The sequence below is a fragment of the Streptomyces sp. NPDC030862 genome (assembly GCF_055571835.1).
Genome location: NZ_JBVIEN010000007.1, coordinates 38405 through 54804, shown reverse-complemented (window position 1 = coordinate 54804; position 16400 = coordinate 38405). Strand labels below are relative to the sequence as shown.

The 16400-nt window shown below is 73.8% G+C and carries 16 protein-coding genes; 10 read left to right on the top strand and 6 right to left on the bottom strand.

The window, feature by feature from the left end; genetic code table 11:
* Positions 1-11 precede the first annotated feature (11 nt).
* Positions 12-566 carry a G/U mismatch-specific DNA glycosylase gene (mug, locus tag ACZ42X_RS19665; protein ID WP_361420513.1) on the top strand — a complete coding sequence of 185 codons (555 nt, stop codon included), beginning with the start codon at positions 12-14 and terminating at the stop codon, positions 564-566.
* Positions 567-574: 8 nt separating this feature from the next.
* On the opposite strand, the gene ACZ42X_RS19660 is transcribed toward mug, so the two are convergent.
* Positions 575-1012, bottom strand: a complete 438-nt coding sequence (locus tag ACZ42X_RS19660) for a hypothetical protein (RefSeq protein ID WP_468291388.1) — start codon at positions 1010-1012, stop codon at positions 575-577.
* A gap of 261 nt (positions 1013-1273) precedes the next feature.
* Here ACZ42X_RS19660 and ACZ42X_RS19655 point away from each other — a divergent pair, with 261 nt between their 5' ends.
* Entirely contained in the window at positions 1274-1516 is a 243-nt protein-coding gene (locus tag ACZ42X_RS19655) for an XRE family transcriptional regulator (protein WP_468291385.1), read from the top strand.
* Here ACZ42X_RS19655 and ACZ42X_RS19650 read toward each other — a convergent pair.
* On the bottom strand, positions 1463-1735 hold the full coding sequence (locus tag ACZ42X_RS19650; RefSeq protein ID WP_468291382.1) for a hypothetical protein: 273 nt from the start codon (positions 1733-1735) through the stop codon (positions 1463-1465). The two genes, ACZ42X_RS19655 and ACZ42X_RS19650, sit on opposite strands and share 54 nt — an antisense overlap.
* Positions 1736-1849: 114 nt before the next feature.
* Between ACZ42X_RS19650 and ACZ42X_RS19645 the strand changes: the two genes are divergently transcribed.
* Positions 1850-3007, top strand: coding sequence for an ROK family transcriptional regulator (locus tag ACZ42X_RS19645; RefSeq protein WP_468291379.1), 1158 nt, complete (start codon positions 1850-1852; stop codon positions 3005-3007).
* Positions 3008-3178: 171 nt separating this feature from the next.
* On the opposite strand, the gene ACZ42X_RS19640 is transcribed toward ACZ42X_RS19645, so the two are convergent.
* Positions 3179-3925 (bottom strand): GntR family transcriptional regulator, encoded by a 747-nt coding sequence (locus ACZ42X_RS19640; protein ID WP_468291376.1) that lies wholly within the window; start codon positions 3923-3925, stop codon positions 3179-3181.
* A 203-nt stretch (positions 3926-4128) separates the two neighbouring features.
* On the bottom strand, positions 4129-5052 hold the full coding sequence (locus ACZ42X_RS19635; protein ID WP_468291373.1) for an RNA polymerase sigma-70 factor: 924 nt from the start codon (positions 5050-5052) through the stop codon (positions 4129-4131).
* 165 nt (positions 5053-5217) lie between these two features.
* Here ACZ42X_RS19635 and ACZ42X_RS19630 point away from each other — a divergent pair, with 165 nt between their 5' ends.
* The 4 genes from ACZ42X_RS19630 to ACZ42X_RS19615 all read left to right on the top strand — a co-directional run bounded on the left by ACZ42X_RS19630 (position 5218) and on the right by ACZ42X_RS19615 (position 11800).
* A complete protein-coding gene (locus ACZ42X_RS19630; RefSeq protein ID WP_468291370.1) occupies positions 5218-6051 on the top strand; it encodes an alpha/beta fold hydrolase in 834 nt (277 codons plus the stop codon).
* A gap of 136 nt (positions 6052-6187) precedes the next feature.
* Entirely contained in the window at positions 6188-7573 is a 1386-nt protein-coding gene (locus ACZ42X_RS19625; protein ID WP_468291367.1) for an SWIM zinc finger family protein, read from the top strand.
* Positions 7570-10260, top strand: coding sequence for a DUF7824 domain-containing protein (locus ACZ42X_RS19620; protein ID WP_468291364.1), 2691 nt, complete (start codon positions 7570-7572; stop codon positions 10258-10260). Before ACZ42X_RS19625 ends, ACZ42X_RS19620 begins: the two co-directional genes overlap by 4 nt.
* Positions 10261-10336: 76 nt before the next feature.
* Entirely contained in the window at positions 10337-11800 is a 1464-nt protein-coding gene (locus ACZ42X_RS19615) for a GNAT family N-acetyltransferase (RefSeq protein ID WP_468291361.1), read from the top strand.
* On the opposite strand, the gene ACZ42X_RS19610 is transcribed toward ACZ42X_RS19615, so the two are convergent.
* The gene (locus tag ACZ42X_RS19610) at positions 11703-12947 is read right to left on the bottom strand and encodes a trans-sulfuration enzyme family protein (RefSeq protein ID WP_468291358.1); all 1245 of its coding nucleotides are present in this window, start codon (positions 12945-12947) and stop codon (positions 11703-11705) included. The two genes, ACZ42X_RS19615 and ACZ42X_RS19610, sit on opposite strands and share 98 nt — an antisense overlap.
* 60 nt (positions 12948-13007) lie before the next feature.
* Between ACZ42X_RS19610 and ACZ42X_RS19605 the strand changes: the two genes are divergently transcribed.
* Both ACZ42X_RS19605 and ACZ42X_RS19600 read left to right on the top strand, forming a co-directional pair.
* Positions 13008-13505, top strand: coding sequence for an Lrp/AsnC family transcriptional regulator (locus tag ACZ42X_RS19605; RefSeq protein ID WP_468291356.1), 498 nt, complete (start codon positions 13008-13010; stop codon positions 13503-13505).
* 48 nt (positions 13506-13553) lie between these two features.
* The gene (locus ACZ42X_RS19600) at positions 13554-15242 is read left to right on the top strand and encodes a DUF885 domain-containing protein (protein ID WP_468291353.1); all 1689 of its coding nucleotides are present in this window, start codon (positions 13554-13556) and stop codon (positions 15240-15242) included.
* Between the two features lie 114 nt (positions 15243-15356).
* On the opposite strand, the gene ACZ42X_RS19595 is transcribed toward ACZ42X_RS19600, so the two are convergent.
* Positions 15357-15857, bottom strand: a complete 501-nt coding sequence (locus ACZ42X_RS19595; RefSeq protein WP_468291350.1) for a rhodanese-like domain-containing protein — start codon at positions 15855-15857, stop codon at positions 15357-15359.
* 95 nt (positions 15858-15952) lie between these two features.
* On the opposite strand from ACZ42X_RS19595, the gene ACZ42X_RS19590 reads away from it, so the two are divergent.
* Positions 15953-16399: an Lrp/AsnC family transcriptional regulator gene (locus tag ACZ42X_RS19590; protein ID WP_468291348.1), complete on the top strand. Its 447-nt coding sequence runs from the start codon at positions 15953-15955 to the stop codon at positions 16397-16399.
* The last annotated feature ends 1 nt before the right edge of the window (position 16400 follow it).

Genomic DNA, 16400 nt, shown 5'->3' with positions numbered 1-16400 from the left:
ACACGACCCGTATGACACCTGAGGAACTGGAAGCCGCTCGCGACCGCATCGTGCCCGATGTGATCGCGGGCGGCTTGTCCGTGCTGTTCTGCGGCATCAACCCCGGGCTGATGTCGGCCGCCACGGGCCACCACTTCGCCCGGCCCGGCAACCGCTTCTGGCCCGTGCTTCACCGGTCGGGCTTCACGCCCCGCCGCTTGAAGCCGGCGGAGCAGCACGAACTCCTCTCGTACGGCCTCGGCATCACCAACGTGGTCGCCCGGGCGAGCGCGCGCGCCGACGAGCTGAGCGAGGAGGAGTTCCGCGAGGGCGGCCGGCTGCTGGCGCTGAAGGTGGCGCGGCTGCGCCCGCGCTGGCTCGCGGTGGCCGGTGTCACCGCGTACCGCACGGCCTTCCACGACCGCAAGGCCCGGATAGGCCCGCAGGAGCGGACGATCGGCGACACCCGGATCTGGGTGCTGCCCAACCCCAGCGGCCTCAACGCCCACTGGACGCTGGAGACGATGGCGGAGGAGTTCGCCCGGCTGCGGGAAGCGGCGCAGGAGAGCCCCGGCCAGGACGGCTAGGGCCCACCCTAGGGCGGGTCCGTCTCCGTGACGACGGCGAGCAGCTGGAACGGCAGCTCCTTGTCCCAGTGCGAGACCCCCAGGGCTATCCAGAGCCCGTGCGCGCGCCAGAGGTGGACGTCGGGCACGGAGCTGCTGAGGATGTCCCAGGGGTCCGGTATCTCCTCGCCCGCCATGCCCCGGTCGAAGACCGACCACAGGCTGAAGCTCTGCGGCTCGCCCCAGCGCGCGGTCAGCAGCACCGCCAGCGCGTCGCGCTCCGCCTCGTACTGCTCCTCGACGAGCGCGCGCCGCGTGCCGTCGTCGTCCCAGAACTCCTCGCTCGTGGCGAGCTCGGCGATGTGGTAGCCGGGGCCGCTGTCGCCCGCGTCCGATCTGCCGCGCTGCCCGGGGAAGGGGCGGGAGCGCAGCCGATCGATGGTCGCCAGGTGCCGAGCGGTGGTCATGGGTCCAGTAAAGCCGCAGCCACTGACAATTGGCGTTCCGTCAGGCATCCCTGAGGGGGAGCCGGCTCCGGCGGCGCTGAGCACCTGGGGATACACGGCGGAGAGACCCAGACCCCTCAGGACAACCGGAGCACCCAGGTGGGCCGCGTCGTAGAAGTTCCGGCCGGTATGCCATGGAACGGTGGGGGCCTGGTTGCCCACGACGTTTCGGGGCAGGCGGGTGGGTAACGTTCCGTGCAAGCCCCCGCCCGGAGGTGGGAGATGCCCGACCTCGCAGAGCTGCTGCGTGACACCATGCGCCGACGCCATCTGAACGCCCAGGCGCTCGCGGAGCTGACCGGAATCCGCACCCCACGTATCAGGGTGTTCGCCGTTGACGGCGCCACCGGCCCGATCCGCCCCACCGAGCAGGAGCTGCACGAGCTGGCTCACGCGCTCTCCCTGCCCGCGTCAACCGTGCTCGATGCCGCAGGTCTCCTGCCGGTGGGTACGCCAGGCTCGTGACGCCCGGCCGTTGCGGACGGTCACGTTGTTGGTCTCCACCGCGATGTTCTCGCCGACGAGCAGCCTGCTCACGGTGGCCTTCAAGCGATTGCCGTCCTTCAGGTCCTCCTGCTGGGCGGCCATCGCCCGGGACTGCAGGAGCTCCATGGTGGCGAGGTCGGTCGAGTAGCCGGCGCCGTCGACGGTGTGCGGGTGCACCCCAGCCAGTCGCGTGAACATGCTAGGCAAGATCGATCTTGTGGGGCCGACCTTCCGTGAGCCGGGCGCCGCTCGCCGGCCGTCCGGGCATTGAGTACGATCCGCAGACACGCGTTCGAGCTGGGAGGACACACGGTGGGCCGGCTGACCGGCGGAGATCCGTCGCTGTTGCGGCGGATCAACTCCGCGGTGGTACTCCATGCGCTGCGGGGCTCCGACGCGCGTACGCTCACGGACCTCACCCGCATCACGGGCCTGTCCCGGCCCACCGTCGAGGGCGTGGTCGAAGGGCTCATCGAGACCGGTCTGGTGGTCGAGGCCGCGGCCGAGGAGGGCGAGACCCGGCGCCAGGGGCGGCCGGCGCGGCGTTTCCGGTTCCGCGCGGAGGCCGGGCACCTGATGGGCGTCGAGATCGGCCCACACCGGGTGGCCGCGCTCATCTCGGGGCTGGACGGCCGGATCATAGGAGCGGGGTCCCGGGAGGTCTCGGAGACGGCTTCGGCGGACGAGCGGCTGGAGCGCGTGCGGACGGTCGTCGCCGATGTGCTCCGGCGCACGGGCGTGCCGCGCAGCAATCTGCGCGCCGTCGGCGTCGGCACGCCCGGCATCGTGGAGGCGGACGGGACGGTACGGCTCGGCACGGCGCTGCCCGGCTGGACCGGACTGGCGCTGGGCGAGCGGCTGCGGCGTTCGTTCCGCTGCCCGGTGCTGGTGGAGAACGACGCGAACGCGGCTGCGGTGGCCGAGCAGTGGAAGGGCGCCGCCACCGATTCGGACGACATCGTTTTCGTGCTCGCCGGGCTGAGTCCCGGGGCCGGCTCGCTGATCGGCGGGCGGCTGCACCGGGGCTTCGGCGGGGCCGCCGGGGAGATCGGCGCGCTGCACCTGCTGGGGCGGGGGGCGACGCCGGAGAAGCTGCTGTCGACGACCGACGAGCCGCTGCACCCACTGGACGAGCAGGCGGTGGCGGAGGTGTTCGCGCTGGCCCGGAAGGGCGACGCGCGGGCACGGGCGGCGGTGGAGCGGTTCATCCAGCGGCTGGTGCACGACGTGGGGGCGCTGGTGCTGGCGCTGGACCCGGAGGTCGTGGTGATCGGCGGCTGGGCGGCCGGTCTGGACGGGATACTCCCGCCGCTGCGGGAGGAGTTGGCGCGGTTCTGCCTGCGTCCGCCGCGGGTGGTGCTGTCGATGCTGGGCGAGGCGGCGGTGGCGACGGGTGCGCTGCGGCTGGCGCTGGAGCACGTGGAGGAGCAGCTCTTCGCGGTGGAGGGCACGGTGACGGCCCGCCGCTGAAGAGCGGGACGGCGGGCCGGTATCCCCTGACCCGTGCGCGCCGTGGGCCCGTACACGCGTGGCCCGTACACACCATGGCCGGAACGCGCCCTGGTCAGGAGACGGCGCGGTCCGGCACGACGTGGTCAGGAGACCACGCGGGTGAGGGCACGGCGTGGTCGGGTGACGCCGTCAGGACGCGATCTGGAAGTCGCCCGCGTCGCCGAAGGTGAGCCGGCAGGTGTCGGCGCGGTACGTGGCCACCGAGACCGCCGCCGTACGGCCCTCGGAGAAGTACCGCGTGGTGACGACGAGCACCGGGGCGCCGGGCAGCCGGTCGAGCTCCCTGGCGTCGTCCGCGCGGGCGGAGCCCAGCTCGACGGCGCGCTCCTGGCCCTCCAGGGTGAGGCGCTGCAGCTCGCGCAGGACGGTACGGGCGCGGGCCGGGCCGGAGGGCGCCTGGATGGCGGTGAGGTCCGGCACCGAGGCGGTGGGGACGTACAGCTGCTCGGCGGCGACCGGCTGGCCGTGCGTCACGCGCAGGCGGCGTACGGAGTGGACCGCCTCGTCGGCGTCGGGGGCGAGGTCGAGGAGGCGCGCGACGGCGGCGGGCGGCACGGTGGAGACACAGTCGACCGGCTCCCAGGCCTCGTCGCCCGGGCCGGGCCACTGGTGCTGGGTGGTGGAGACGTCGACGCCCACGCGCGGCGGGGCCACGGTGGTGCCGACCCCGCGGCGGCGCTGGAGGCGGCCTTCGAGTTCGAGCTGTTCGAGCGCCTGGCGCAGCGTGGCACGGGCGACGCCGAAACGGGCGGCCAGTTCACGCTCGTTGGGCAGGATCTCCCCCACCGCGAAATCCGAGTCCAGCGCCTCGCTGATCACGGTCTTGAGGTGCCAGTACTTGGGCTCCGGCACCGATTCCAGCTGCGTGGTCCCCACCCTGATCCTCCGCGATCGCCCTGCCCCGGCGGCTTTCCGTGCCTTGTTTATTAAAGGTTCCTGCACTAACCCTCCGACCGACCATAAGGGGGCGCTCCCCCTTGGTCAAGACCAATGCGCGCCGGACGCGAGCGCGGGAACGCGCCGGCCCCGCGTCCGGGAGGGGAGCGCGGGGCCGGTGGGAAAAGGAGCGGACCGGCCTCCTACGGCAGCGGTCGCGGCAGCGTGAGCGCGGCCAGCTTGTCCGGGTTGCGGATGACGTAGACGGTGTGGATCCGGCCGTCGACCGCTTCCACCTGGATGAGGGTTTCGGGCTTTCCGTCCACGTGTACGACCAGCGCGGGGGCGCCGTTGATCTCGGTGTAGCAGTACTCCGAGCCCGGCAGGGGCGCCTTGGCGATGGCGAAGAAGAAGCGGCCCACCTTGTCGGCGCTTTCGATGACGCGCAGCGGCGCCTTGGCCTTGCCGCCGCTGTCGCCGACCAGCCGGACGTCGGGGGCCAGCAGGGCGAGCAGCTCGCCCAGATCGCCGCCGGCGGCCGCGTCCAGGAAGCGCTCGGTGAGGTCACGGCGCTCGGCCGGGTCCACGTCGTACCGGCGCCGGCCCTCGTCCACGTGGCGCCGGGCGCGGCCGGCGAGCTGGCGCACCGCCGCCTCGGACCGGTCGAGGGTGGTGGCTATCTCCGCGAACGGGAAGCCGAACGCCTCGCGCAGCACGAACACGGCGCGCTCCAGCGGCGAGAGGGACTCCAGGACGACCAGGACGGCGAGCGAGACGGAGTCGGCGAGCACGGCGCGCTCGGCGGTGTCCGGGACGGTGGGCCCGAAGTCCGTGGTGACGGGCTCGGGGAGCCACGGCCCGACGTACGACTCGCGCCGCGCCTGCGCCTGGCGTAGCCGGTCGATGGCGAGCCGGGTGGTGATCCGTACGAGGAAGGCGCGTGCGTCGCGGACGGCGGCGTGGTCGGCGCCCGACCAGCGGAGCCATGCCTCCTGGACCACGTCCTCGGCGTCGGCGACACGGCCGAGCATCCGGTAGGCCACGCCGGTCAGGACGGGCCGGTGCGCTTCGAAGACCTCGGCGATGCCGGTGACGTCGGAGACGTCTGACTGGGTATCAGTTGCCACGCGTCCATCCCAGCCGACGAGGAAGGGCGTGTCCAGGTGAGAAGGATGCGGTTCTGACCACATGTGGACGGCCGTGCCCCTTGAACTGAACACTACCGAACGGTAATGGTTGCTGACAGAGCGTCTTAAACAGGGCGCCCACGGCAGGGAGCAGGTGCAGCCAGCATGGCCGGACAGGTCTCGTTCACCGTCGAGTCCCTCCAGGGGCCCCGCACACTGACGCTCGAATACGAACGGGCCGGTTCGGGCCGGCCGCTGCTCCTGCTCCACGGCATCGGGCACCACTGGCAGGCGTGGCAGCCGGTGCTCGACATCCTGGCCGCCGAACGGGACGTGATCGCCGTCGACCTGCCGGGGTTCGGTTCCTCGCCCGCGCTGCCCGACGGGCTGCCGTACGACCTGCCCACGGTGGGCCGGGTGCTGGGCATGCTGTGCGAGACCCTGGACGTCGACCGTCCGCACGTGGCGGGCAACTCCCTCGGCGGGCTGCTCGCCCTGGAGCTGGGGCGCGAGAGGCGCGTGCGGTCCGTGACGGCGCTGGCCCCGGCGGGCTTCTGGAACGAGAGCGAACGCCGGTACGCCTTCGGGACGCTGCGCGCGATGCGGACGGGCGCCGAGTCCCTCCCCCTGCCGGTGATCGAACGGATGTCACGGTCCGCTGCCGGGCGGGCGGCACTGACCAGCACCGTCTACGCCCACCCGGGGCGGCGGTCACCGGAGGCGGTCGTCGCCGAGACACTGGCGTTGCGTCATGCGACCGGCTTCCACCCGACGCTCACCGCGGGGCGCGACGTCCTGTTCACCCACGACGTGCCGGATGTGCCGGTCACCATCGCCTGGGGCACCCGCGACCGGCTGCTGCTGCGCCGGCAGGGCGTCCGCGCCAAGCGCGCCATCACCGACGCCCGGCTGGTGAGCCTGCCGGGGTGCGGGCACGTGCCGATGAGCGACGACCCGGCCCTGGTCGCACGCGTCCTGCTGGACGGGAGCCGCCGCTGAGCCGCCCCGCGAGAACGCCGACGGCGGACGGGCGTTGGCGGAGGGGGTCCGCTCACCGCGTCGGCGCTGAGGCCTGGACCGGGGGCGGGAGCTCGGCCCGGGGCGATTGTCAGTGGTGGGTCCTACCGTCTTTTCCATGACGCGATCCGTGCAGGCACTCGCCTATTCCCGTCCGTCCGCCCTGGAGTCCTCGCAGGCCGGACGGCTACTCGGCCTGGAGACGTCCGGCGGGCTGACGCCCGCCGGCGCCGAGGCCCATCCCCGTTTCTTCTCCGGTTTCGTGACGTCGCCGCAGATAGCGGCGCGCGGCCTGCTGGCGGTCGCGGACGTCGCGGCCGCCCGGTACTTCCAGCGGCTGCGACCGGCGTCGCTGGACCCGGTGGTGACGGGGAACGGCGACCGGCTGCGCTTTGAGTCGTTCTCGGGCTGCGGCGGGGTGTACGCGCGGCTGGACGTGCTGAGCGAGGGCCTCGACGGCGCCGAGACCGGGCACGGCACGACCAATGTGGACGTCAACAACCCGCTGCGTGAGGCGCTCTCCCGGCTGACCGGTGGGGACCCGCTGCACCTGCGCGTCGGGCCCGAGGAGTTGGCCGTGACGACGCTCGGTGGCGCGGTGGTGGAGAAGAAGGTGCCGTTGCCGGACCGCTGGCTGCGGGGCTTCGCCGAGGCCCAGGTGGCGTGCGCCGGGTTCGACCTGCGCGCGGAGCTGTCCGCCGCCGAGGCCGTACGGTTCCTGCGGGCGCTGCCGCGGACGGCGGGCGGCTCCGGGCGCGGGCCGCTGTGGGTGGTGCCGGCCGGGAAGACCCTGCGGCCGACGACGCGGCCGGTGCCGGGCGCGGTGTGCCTGCCGGGTCCGGAGCGGCTGGTCGCGCTCCAGCGGGTGCTGCGGCACGCGACGGCGCTGCGCGTGTACGGGCCGGTGGTGGACGGGGCGGCGACGGCGAGCGCCTGGGAGGTGGCGCTGCCCGGGATGCGGCTGACGCTCACACTGTCCCCGGACGCTTCGCGCGGCTTCTCCGGCGAGGGCGGGGTGCTGGAGGCGCTCGCCACGGAGGAGGCGGCGCAGGACGCCGAGCTGGTGTCGGTGCTGCTGGCGTGGGAGCCGCGGATCGACCTCGCCGACCTGGCCGCGCAGGCCGGGCTGTCGGTGGAGCGGGTGCGGGCGGCGCTGACCCGGCTGGGCACGGCGGGCCGCGTGGGCTACGACGTGGCGGACGCCGCGTACTTCCACCGTGAGCTGCCGTACGACGCCGACCGCGCGGAGCGGCACAACCCGCGGCTGGTGGCGGCGCGGGCCCTGGTCGCGTCGGGTTCGGTCGAGCTCTCCGGGGACGAGGGCCTGGCGCTGGTGTCCTCGGGTGAACGCCGCTACCAGGTGCGGTGGTCGGAGGGCGGGGTGCTGAGCTGTACGTGCCAGTGGTGGGCGGACTACCGGGGCAGGCGGGGGCCGTGCAAACACGCGCTGGCGGTCAGGATGGTCCGCCGTGGCGCCCTGGCGGTCGCCGGAGGTGCCCGATGATCGCGGCGGAGGAGCTGCTGAAGGCCGTGCGCGAGGGGCGGCGGGACGATGTGCCGGCCCTGGTGCAGGAGCTGGACCCCGCCGGGCGCAAGGTGGCGCTCGCGGAACTGAAGGAGCTGCGCAAGGAGCTGCGCGGCTGGGACTGGGACCGCTGGGAGGAACGGCGGAGCATCTCGCGTGCGCTGCTGGTGGCGGGTGCGGGCTGCCACACGGGGGCCGCGGCGGCGGCCGCGTGGATCGGCGCCCGCGATCTGCGGGACTGGGAGCGGCTGCCGACGGGGATGCTGCTGGACCTGCTCGCGGACCGGGAGGCGGGGTGGCTGGGCGATGTGGCGCACCGGCTCGCCGGGAGGCCCGCCACGGCCGAGGAGGACTACCCGCTGGTCCACGAGCTCGTCCGGCTCTCGGACTGCCCGGTGCCGGTGACGGACGGGTACGTCCACGGCTGGGCGGACGCGGTGGCCCGGCAGGGCATCCTGCCCGCGCTGCGCACCGACCCGTATGCGCCGGCGCTGGTTCCCCGCCTCTTCGAGACCACGGAGCTGCCGAGCACGCTGACGTGGTGCTCCGACGACTGGCAGGCCGGGCTCGTGGCGCTGGCCGACGAGGGCGTGGTGGAGCGGGGCGTGCTCGTCGACGCCTGTGTGGCGCGGCTGCTGCGCGGGGCCAAGCCGGGGGCCGTCCGGTTCTTCCTCGACCTGCTGCGGCGGCTGCGGCTGACGGCCGATGAGGAGCGGGTGCGCAAGGCCGACTGGATGGGCATGGCGGCCGACGGCCCGTCGATCGTGGCGGCGCACGCCCAGGAGGTGCTGGCGCGGCTGTCCGCGGCGGGGGACCTGTCGGCGCGGGAGCTGGCCGAGGTGTCGGGGTCGGTGCTGTTCCGTACGGAGAAGAAGCTGGTGCGGGCGCAACTGGTCCTGCTGGGCAAGGCGCTGCGGCAGGGCGGCGCGGACGCGGCGGCGGAGCTGCTGCCCGCGGTCACCGAGGCGTTCGGCCATGCGGACACCGGGGTGCAGGAGCGGGCGCTGAAGCTCGTCGGGCGCCATCTGTCCGGCGTGGGCGAGGAGACGCGTACCGAGCTGGCCGGGGCGGCCGCTCTGCTGAGCCCGGTGCACCGGGCCGCGGCGGCCGAGGTGTTCGGCGAGGCGCTCCCGGCGGAGGGGGACGGGGAGGCGGAGCCGTACGAGGAGTTCCTGCCTCCGGCGCCGGAGGCGCGGCGCGTGGCCCCGGCGGCGGACAGCCTGCCGGAGCTGGTGGAGGACGTGGCGGTCCTGCTGAAGGCGGGCGACGACGTCCTGGGCGTCGAGCGCGCGCTGGACGGCCTGGTGCGGTTCGCGTACCGGGACCTCGACGCGCTGCGTGAGGCGCTGCTGCCGCTGGTCGCGGATCTGCGGTGGTACGGGCGCGACGCGAACTTCATGCAGTACCTCCAGCCGCTGGACATCGTCGTGGGGACGGTGGTCGGCAAGGTGACGACGGGACATCTGCACGCGGCGTTGCGGGCGGAACCCTCACACGGCTGTGTGCACCGCGCCCTGGACCGGCTCCCGCTGGTGCGGGCCCAGGAGGCGGCGGTGACGCTGCTCAAGGGGTCGACTCCGTATCTGCTGGCCACGCCGACCTGGCACGCGGGGGCGGTGGATCCGGGTGAGCTGGTGGAGCGACTGCGCGGCTACGAGCAGCTCGGTGTCACGCCGGGGGAGATCGATTTCGCGCAGGCGCTGCTGCGGGTGCGAAGGGCCGGGCCCAAGGCGGCCCGGGCCGCCGAGGACGCCGCCCGGATGGGCACGCCGGCCGGGGAGCGCCTCGCGCGGTGGCTCACCGCCCCCGAGCTGTGGGCGCCCGCCGTACGCGGGGTCGCCGAGCCCACGGCACCGGCGGACCACTGGCCCGCCTGGACACGTCAGCTGCCGCGGCGGATCGTGATGACCACCGACCAGACCCCCGGGTCGCTGCGGGACTTCCCGCGCGCGTTCCGTGCCCTGGGCGCGGCTTCGACCGACGACGGCCGGGGCTGCTACCACTGGTCGGGTGCGGCGCCCCACTGGACCGCCGTACTGCCGGAGGATCGCGAGCGGCTCGCGACGTGGCTGCTGCCGCTGGCCACGGCCGCTGCCGACGACATACGCGGCGGCACGTCATTCCTCGCGCCGCTCGCCGAGGCGGGCGGCGAGGCCGGGCCCTCGCTGCACCTCGCGCTGGCCACCGGGATGGGTGCGCGGCACGCGGAGGACCGGCTCGTCGCGGTCGACGCCCTCCTGGTGCTGGCGGCGCGCGGCGAGCTGGACGCGGCGCGGCTCGGCCAGGACCTGGCGGAGCTGGTGCGCATCGGCACGGTCAAGCCCAACCGGCTGGCCGACTCGGCGCGTACGGCCGCGGCGACCGGGGCGTACGCCACCACATGGGCGGTGCTCGCGAGCGCGCTGCCCGGGCTGGTCGAGGGTGGTGAACCGGTGCGCGGGCTGGGCGAGATACTGGCGGTCGCCGCCGACTGCGTCGAGCGGTGCGGTGCGGTGTCGGCCCCCGTCCGCCCGATCCCGGGGCTGGACGCGCTGGCGGCCCGCCGCGGCTCGTCGCAGCTCGTCGCGCAGGCGAAGCGGCTCGCGCAGGCCCTGGCGAGGACGCCCGACTCCCCCGTACGTCCGGTCGAACAGTCCACGCCAGAAACGGCGGAAAATGGTCGTTAAAGCACCAGACCCATGCTTAACCCATCAGTCACAAAGGGTTCGTGATCACGCAACACCGCTGGGTCACAGTGATGCCATGACTGATGTGACCGCTACGAAGAGCGCCCGCCGCCACCAGCACCGCCACCACCACTGGCGGCGGGACCTCGTCGAACTGGCCGCCCTGTTCACCGCCGTGGCCGTCGCGGACGCGGTGGCGAACACCATCGCGCACGGCCCCGAAGGGCCGTACCTCCTCGGTGTCTCGGCGGTCGTCCTGATCGCCACGGCGGCGTTCCACACCTGGTGGGCACGGCGCCACAGCCATGCGCCGCCGGCCGAAGACGGCCTTGATACCGGCGGCGGCACGGCGCCCGCCACGTCCGCCGTGTCCGCCGCCCCGGAACCGGCCGGGGCGACGGCGCCCGAGGATTCCGCGCTGTGGCGGATGCGCACCACCGTGCGCGACGAGCCGGGCAGCCTCGCCGCCCTGTGCACGGCGCTCGCCCGGCTGCGCGTCGACATCCTCACCCTGCAGACGCACCCGCTGGCCGAGGGCACGGTGGACGAGTTCCTGCTCCGCGCCCCCGCCTCGCTCCCGGCGGCCGAGCTCACCCGGGAGGCCGCCGCGGCGGGCGGCACCTCCACGTGGATCGAGCGCGCCGACGCGCACGACCTGGTCGACACCCCGACGCGGGTGCTGGGCCTGGCCACCCGTACCGCGCTCGACGCCGCCGAACTGCCCCTCGCCCTGCGCCGGCTGCTCGGCCGGTGCACCATCCACTCCGTACCCGCCGTCTCGCTGTCCGGCCGCCCCACCGGCGCGACCGCCCCGGTGGAAGGAGCGCTGGAGGACGGCGAGAGGGTGATGCGGCTGCGTGACCCGAACGGCGGGGTGATCACGATCGAGCGCCCCTACCTGCCGTTCACGCCCACCGAGTTCGCCCGCGCCCGCGCGCTCGTGGAGCTCGACGCCCGCCTCGGCCCGCGCATCCCCCACGGGCAGGACGTGCTGACGCTCCCGGAGGGCAACGAGATCACCGTCCGCCGCGCCGACCGGCGCGACCTGCGGGCCGCGCGCGCCATGCACGACCGCTGCTCGGACCGCACGCTCGGGCTGCGCTACCACGGTCCGGTCGGCGACGCCGACCGCTATCTCGACCACCTCCTCAGCCCCCGCTTCGGCCGCACCCTCGCCGTCGAGACGGCGTCCGGCCGCCTCGTCGCCCTCGGCCACCTGCTGTGGGACGGCGACGAGACGGAGGTCGCCCTGCTCGTCGAGGACGAGTGGCAGCACCGCGGCATCGGCTCCGAGCTGCTGCGCCGCCTGGTGGAGCTCGCCGTCGAAGCCGGCTGCGCGAGCGTGTACGCCGTGACGCAGTCGTCCAACACCGGCATGGTCGCCGCCATGCGGGGGCTGAACCTTCCCCTCGACTACCAGATCGAGGAAGGAACCCTGGTGATCACCGCGCGGCTGGACGCCCCGGGCGCCCCGAACGGCGCTCCGGGCTCCGCTCCCGTCCACCGCTCCGGCGAGGGCCACGGACAGGCGCGGCGCTGAGCGCCTCCGTCAGGTCCCGCCACAGGTCCTCGACGTCCTCCAGGCCGACCGACATCCGCAGCAGCCGGTCACTCACCCCGGCCGCGCGCCGGTCCGTCTCGTCCACCACGCGGTGGCTGATGGACGCCGGGTGCTGGATCAGCGTGTCGACGCTGCCGAGGCTCACCGCGGGCGTGATCAGCCGCACTCCGGCGATCACGTCCCGCGGGTCCCCGTACACCTCGAAGGAGACCATGGCGCCGCCGATCTCCGGGTAGTGCACCCGAGCGATCCGCGGATCGACCGCCAGCCGGCGCGCCAGTTCGGCGGCGGACACCGACGCGGCCCGCATGCGCACCGGCAGCGTGGACAGCCCCCGCAGCAGCAGATAGGCGGCCAGCGGGTGCAGTACGCCCCCGGTGGCGAACCGGATCCGCCGCAGCTGGCCGGCGAACTCCTCGTCGCAGGCCACCACACCCGCGAGCACGTCGCCGTGACCGCCCAGGTACTTGGTCGCGCTGTGCAGCACGATCCGCGCCCCGTGCTCGGCGGGCCGCTGGAGGACGGGAGTGGCGAAGGTGGAGTCGACGAGGAGCGGCACCTCTCCGCAGGCGTGGGCGACGGCGCGGACGTCGACCTCGGCGAGCGTGGGGTTGGCGGGGGTCTCGACCATCACCAGACCGGTGTCGGGCCGGATCGCGTCGCCGATGCCGGCGGGGTCCGTCCAGGTCACCTCCGTCCCGAGCAGCCCCGCCGTGAGCAGGTGATCGCTGCACCCGTACAGGGGCCGTACGGCGACCACATGGCGCAGGCCCGCGCTCGCCCGGGCGAGCAGGACGGCGGTGAGGGCCGCCATGCCGCTGGCGAACGCCACGGCGCTCTGCGTGCCCTCCAGCCGGGCGAGCGCCGTCTCGAAGCGCGCGGTGGTGGGGTTGTCGAGGCGGGCGTAGACCGGCGGTCCCTCCGGGAGGGCGCCGGTGGCGGCGAACTCGTCGATCCGCGCGGCCTCCGCCCTCGCGTCGTACGAGGGGTACGTGGTGGACAGGTCGAGGGGGACGGCGTGCAGGCCCAGAGCGGCGAGGTCTTCGCGCCCGGCGTGCACGGCTTGGGTGGCCGGCGCCCACGGGGTGCGGGGCTCGATCGCGGCGGTGCGGTCCATGGCATCCATGGACCGCACTGTGAACACATTCCGGGGAGGCGGCGGATAACCCCGTGCTACGTTCGCCGCATGGCCGAATCTGTCGTACTGGACACGGTCGATCTGCACATACTTCGCCTTTTGCAGAACGACGCCCGGACCACGTACCGCGAACTCGCCGCCGAGGTGGGCGTCGCCCCCTCCACCTGCCTCGACCGGGTGGCGCGGCTGCGCCGCACCGGCGTCATCCTGGGGCACCGGCTGCGACTCGATCCGGCCAAACTCGGACGCGGCCTGGAAGCGCTCCTGCTGGTGCAGGTGCGCCCGCACCGGCGGGAGTTGATCGGCCCGTTCGTCGAGCGGATCCGCGCCCTGCCGGAGTCCCGGGCGCTGTTCCATCTGACGGGACCGGACGACTACCTGGTGCACGTGGCCGTCGCGGGCCCCGCTGACCTGCAGCGACTCGTACTGGACGAGTTCACGTCGCGGCGCGAGGTGGCGCGGGTGGAGACGCGGCTGATCTTCCAGCAGTGGGAGTGCGGGCCGCTGCTGCCGGCCGCCGCGGGCGCTCATGTGTCAGCCGACTAGCCACGGATGAGGGTGACGCCGAGACCCGTGGCATACCAGGATGGCCTCATGCCAGAGACCTCCAGCAGCGCTCTCCCCCGCCAGGTGGCCGACGCGTATGTCGACGCCCTGGTCGCACTCGATCCGATCACCGGTACGTACCTGGGCGTCAGGGAAAGCGCCGGACTCCTCCCGGACTTCACGCCCGCCGGACAGGAGGAGCGCGCCGCGCTGGCCCGTGCCACGCTCGCCCGGCTCGACGAGGCAGAACGCCGGCCCGGCGCGGACAGCGACGCCGAGCGGCGCTGCGCGCGCCTCCTGCGCGAGCGGCTCACCGCGGAGCTCGCCGTCCACGAGGCCGGGGAGGGGCTGTGCGCGGTCAGCAACCTGCGCTCGCCCGCGCACAGCGTCCGCATCGCCTTCACGGTGATGGCGACGGAGACGGACGAGGACTGGGCGGCGGTCGCCGAGCGGCTGCGCGCCGTGCCCGCCGCGCTGGACGGCTACCGCGCGTCGCTCCGGGCAGGGCTGGACCGGGGCCTGAAGGGCGGTCCGCGCGCCACGGCCACCGTCGTCGGGCAGCTCACCGAGTGGACGGGCCACGGCGGGGCCCGGACCGGCTGGTTCGAGGAGTTCGTCACCGCCGGACCCACCGCGCTGCGCACGGAGCTGGACGCGGCGGCGCGCGGCGCCACCCGGGCCCTGGCCGAGCTGCGCGACTGGATGCGCGACGTGTATGCCCCCGCGGTGGAGGGCGCGCCCGACACCGTGGGCCGCGAGCGCTACGCCCGCTGGGCCCGCTACTTCACCGGCGCCGACTTCGACCTGGACGAGGCGTACGCGTACGGCTGGGCCGAGTACCACCGGCTCCTCGCCGAGATGCGGACCGAGGCGGAGAAGATCCTGCCGGGCGCCGGCCCGTGGGAGGCGCTCGCCCACCTCGACAAGCACGGCTCCCACGTGGGCGTCGAGGAGGTACGGGTCTGGCTGCAGGAGCTGATGGACGAGGCGATCGAGGCGCTGGACGGCACCCACTTCGAACTCGCCGAACGGGTACGGAGGGTGGAGTCGCGGATCGCTCCGCCCGGCAGCGCCGCCGCGGCGTACTACACGGGTCCGTCCGAGGACTTCTCACGCCCCGGCCGCACCTGGCTGCCGGTCGACGGCGAGACCCGGTTCCCGGTGTACGACCTGGTGTCCACCTGGTACCACGAGGGCGTCCCGGGCCACCACCTCCAGATCGCGCAGTGGGCGCACGTGGCCGACCAGCTCTCGCGCTACCAGGCGACGGTCGGCGGGGTGAGCGCCAACCTGGAGGGGTGGGCGCTGTACGCGGAGCGGCTCATGGACGAGCTGGGTTTCCTGCCGGACCCGGAGCGGCGGCTCGGCTACCTGGACGGGCAGATGATGCGGGCGTGCCGTGTGATCGTGGACATCGGCATGCACCTGGAGCTGGAGATTCCGGCGGATTCGCCGTTCCACCCGGGTGAGCGGTGGACGCCGGAGCTGGCGCAGGAGTTCTTCCGGCGCCACAGCAGCAGGTCACCGGCGTTCGTGGAGAGCGAGTTCACCCGCTATCTGTCGGTGCCCGCGCAGGCCATCGGCTACAAGCTGGGCGAGCGGGCGTGGCTGCGGGGCCGGGAGAACGCCCGCAGAGCGCACGGTGCCGCCTTCGACGCGAAGAAGTGGCACATGGCGGCGCTGTCGCAGGGGCCGCTGGGCCTGGACGACCTGGTGGACGAGCTGTCCCGGCTCTAAACTCCGCCCGGCTCTGAGCTCCGCCCGGCCCCGGCGCCCTCCGTGAACGCGGGGCGTCGGGGCCGCAGGCCGGGCCTGCGGGCGCGCGGGTGGGGTGCTCGGCGCGAACAGCGGTCAGCAGCCGCAGTCGCCGTCGACCGGGGCGGTCAGCGGGTCGGCGTCGCGCCGCTCGCGCCCCTCCCAGGTCTCGAACTCGAAGCCCTCGCGCGCCCAGTACTCGAAGCCGCCGAGCATCTCCTTGACCTGGTAGCCGAGTTCGGCGAGGGCGAGCGCCGCCCGCGTGGCGCCGTTGCAGCCGGGGCCCCAGCAGTACGTGACCACCGGCACGGACTTGTCGAGCAGCTGCTCGGCCTGCTCGGGGATGAGCGCCGTCGGCAGGTGCACCGCGCCGGGGATGTGGCCCTGGTTCCAGGACTCGGTGGAGCGGGAGTCCAGGACGACGAAGCCGGGGTCACCGCCGGCCGCGAGCGCCGAGGCGACGTCCGAGACGTCGGCGTGGAAGGCGAGGCTGGCCGAGAAGTACGCGGCCGCGGCGGCGGGCGAGGCCGGGGGGACCCGCAGGACGGGGTTGGCGGCGGCGGACGCGGGGGCGCTGGTGGTCTGGATCGTCGTCATGGCAGAAAATCTACGGCGCGATGATCATTGCAATGAAGTGACAATCCCCGGAGGTTGCCTTGATCAGCCGGTGATTCCCCTGTTATTCGTCATCCATGACGGGATATTCACCGGACGCCACCGACTGGCGCATACTGACGGCTCTTCAGGACCAGGGCCGGGCGACCTTCGCCGAGCTCGCCCGTACCGTTTCCATGTCCGCCAGCGCCGTCACCGAGCGGGTGCGCCGACTGGAGGAGGCCGGGGTGATCAGCGGCTACACGGCGGTGGTCGACCGCGAGAGGCTCGGACTCCCCATCCTGGCCTTCGTCCGGCTCCGGTATCCGCACGGGAACTACAAGCCGTTCCACGACCTGCTGGACACGACGCCGGAGGTCCTGGAGGCCCACCACGTCACGGGCGACGACTGCTTCGTACTGAAGGTGGCCGCCCGGTCCATGACGCACCTGGAGGAGATCTCGGGCAAGATCGCGGCGCTGGGGTCGGTGACGACGAGCGTCGTCTACTCGTCGCCGCTGCCGCGCCGCCCGATCAGCCGCTGAC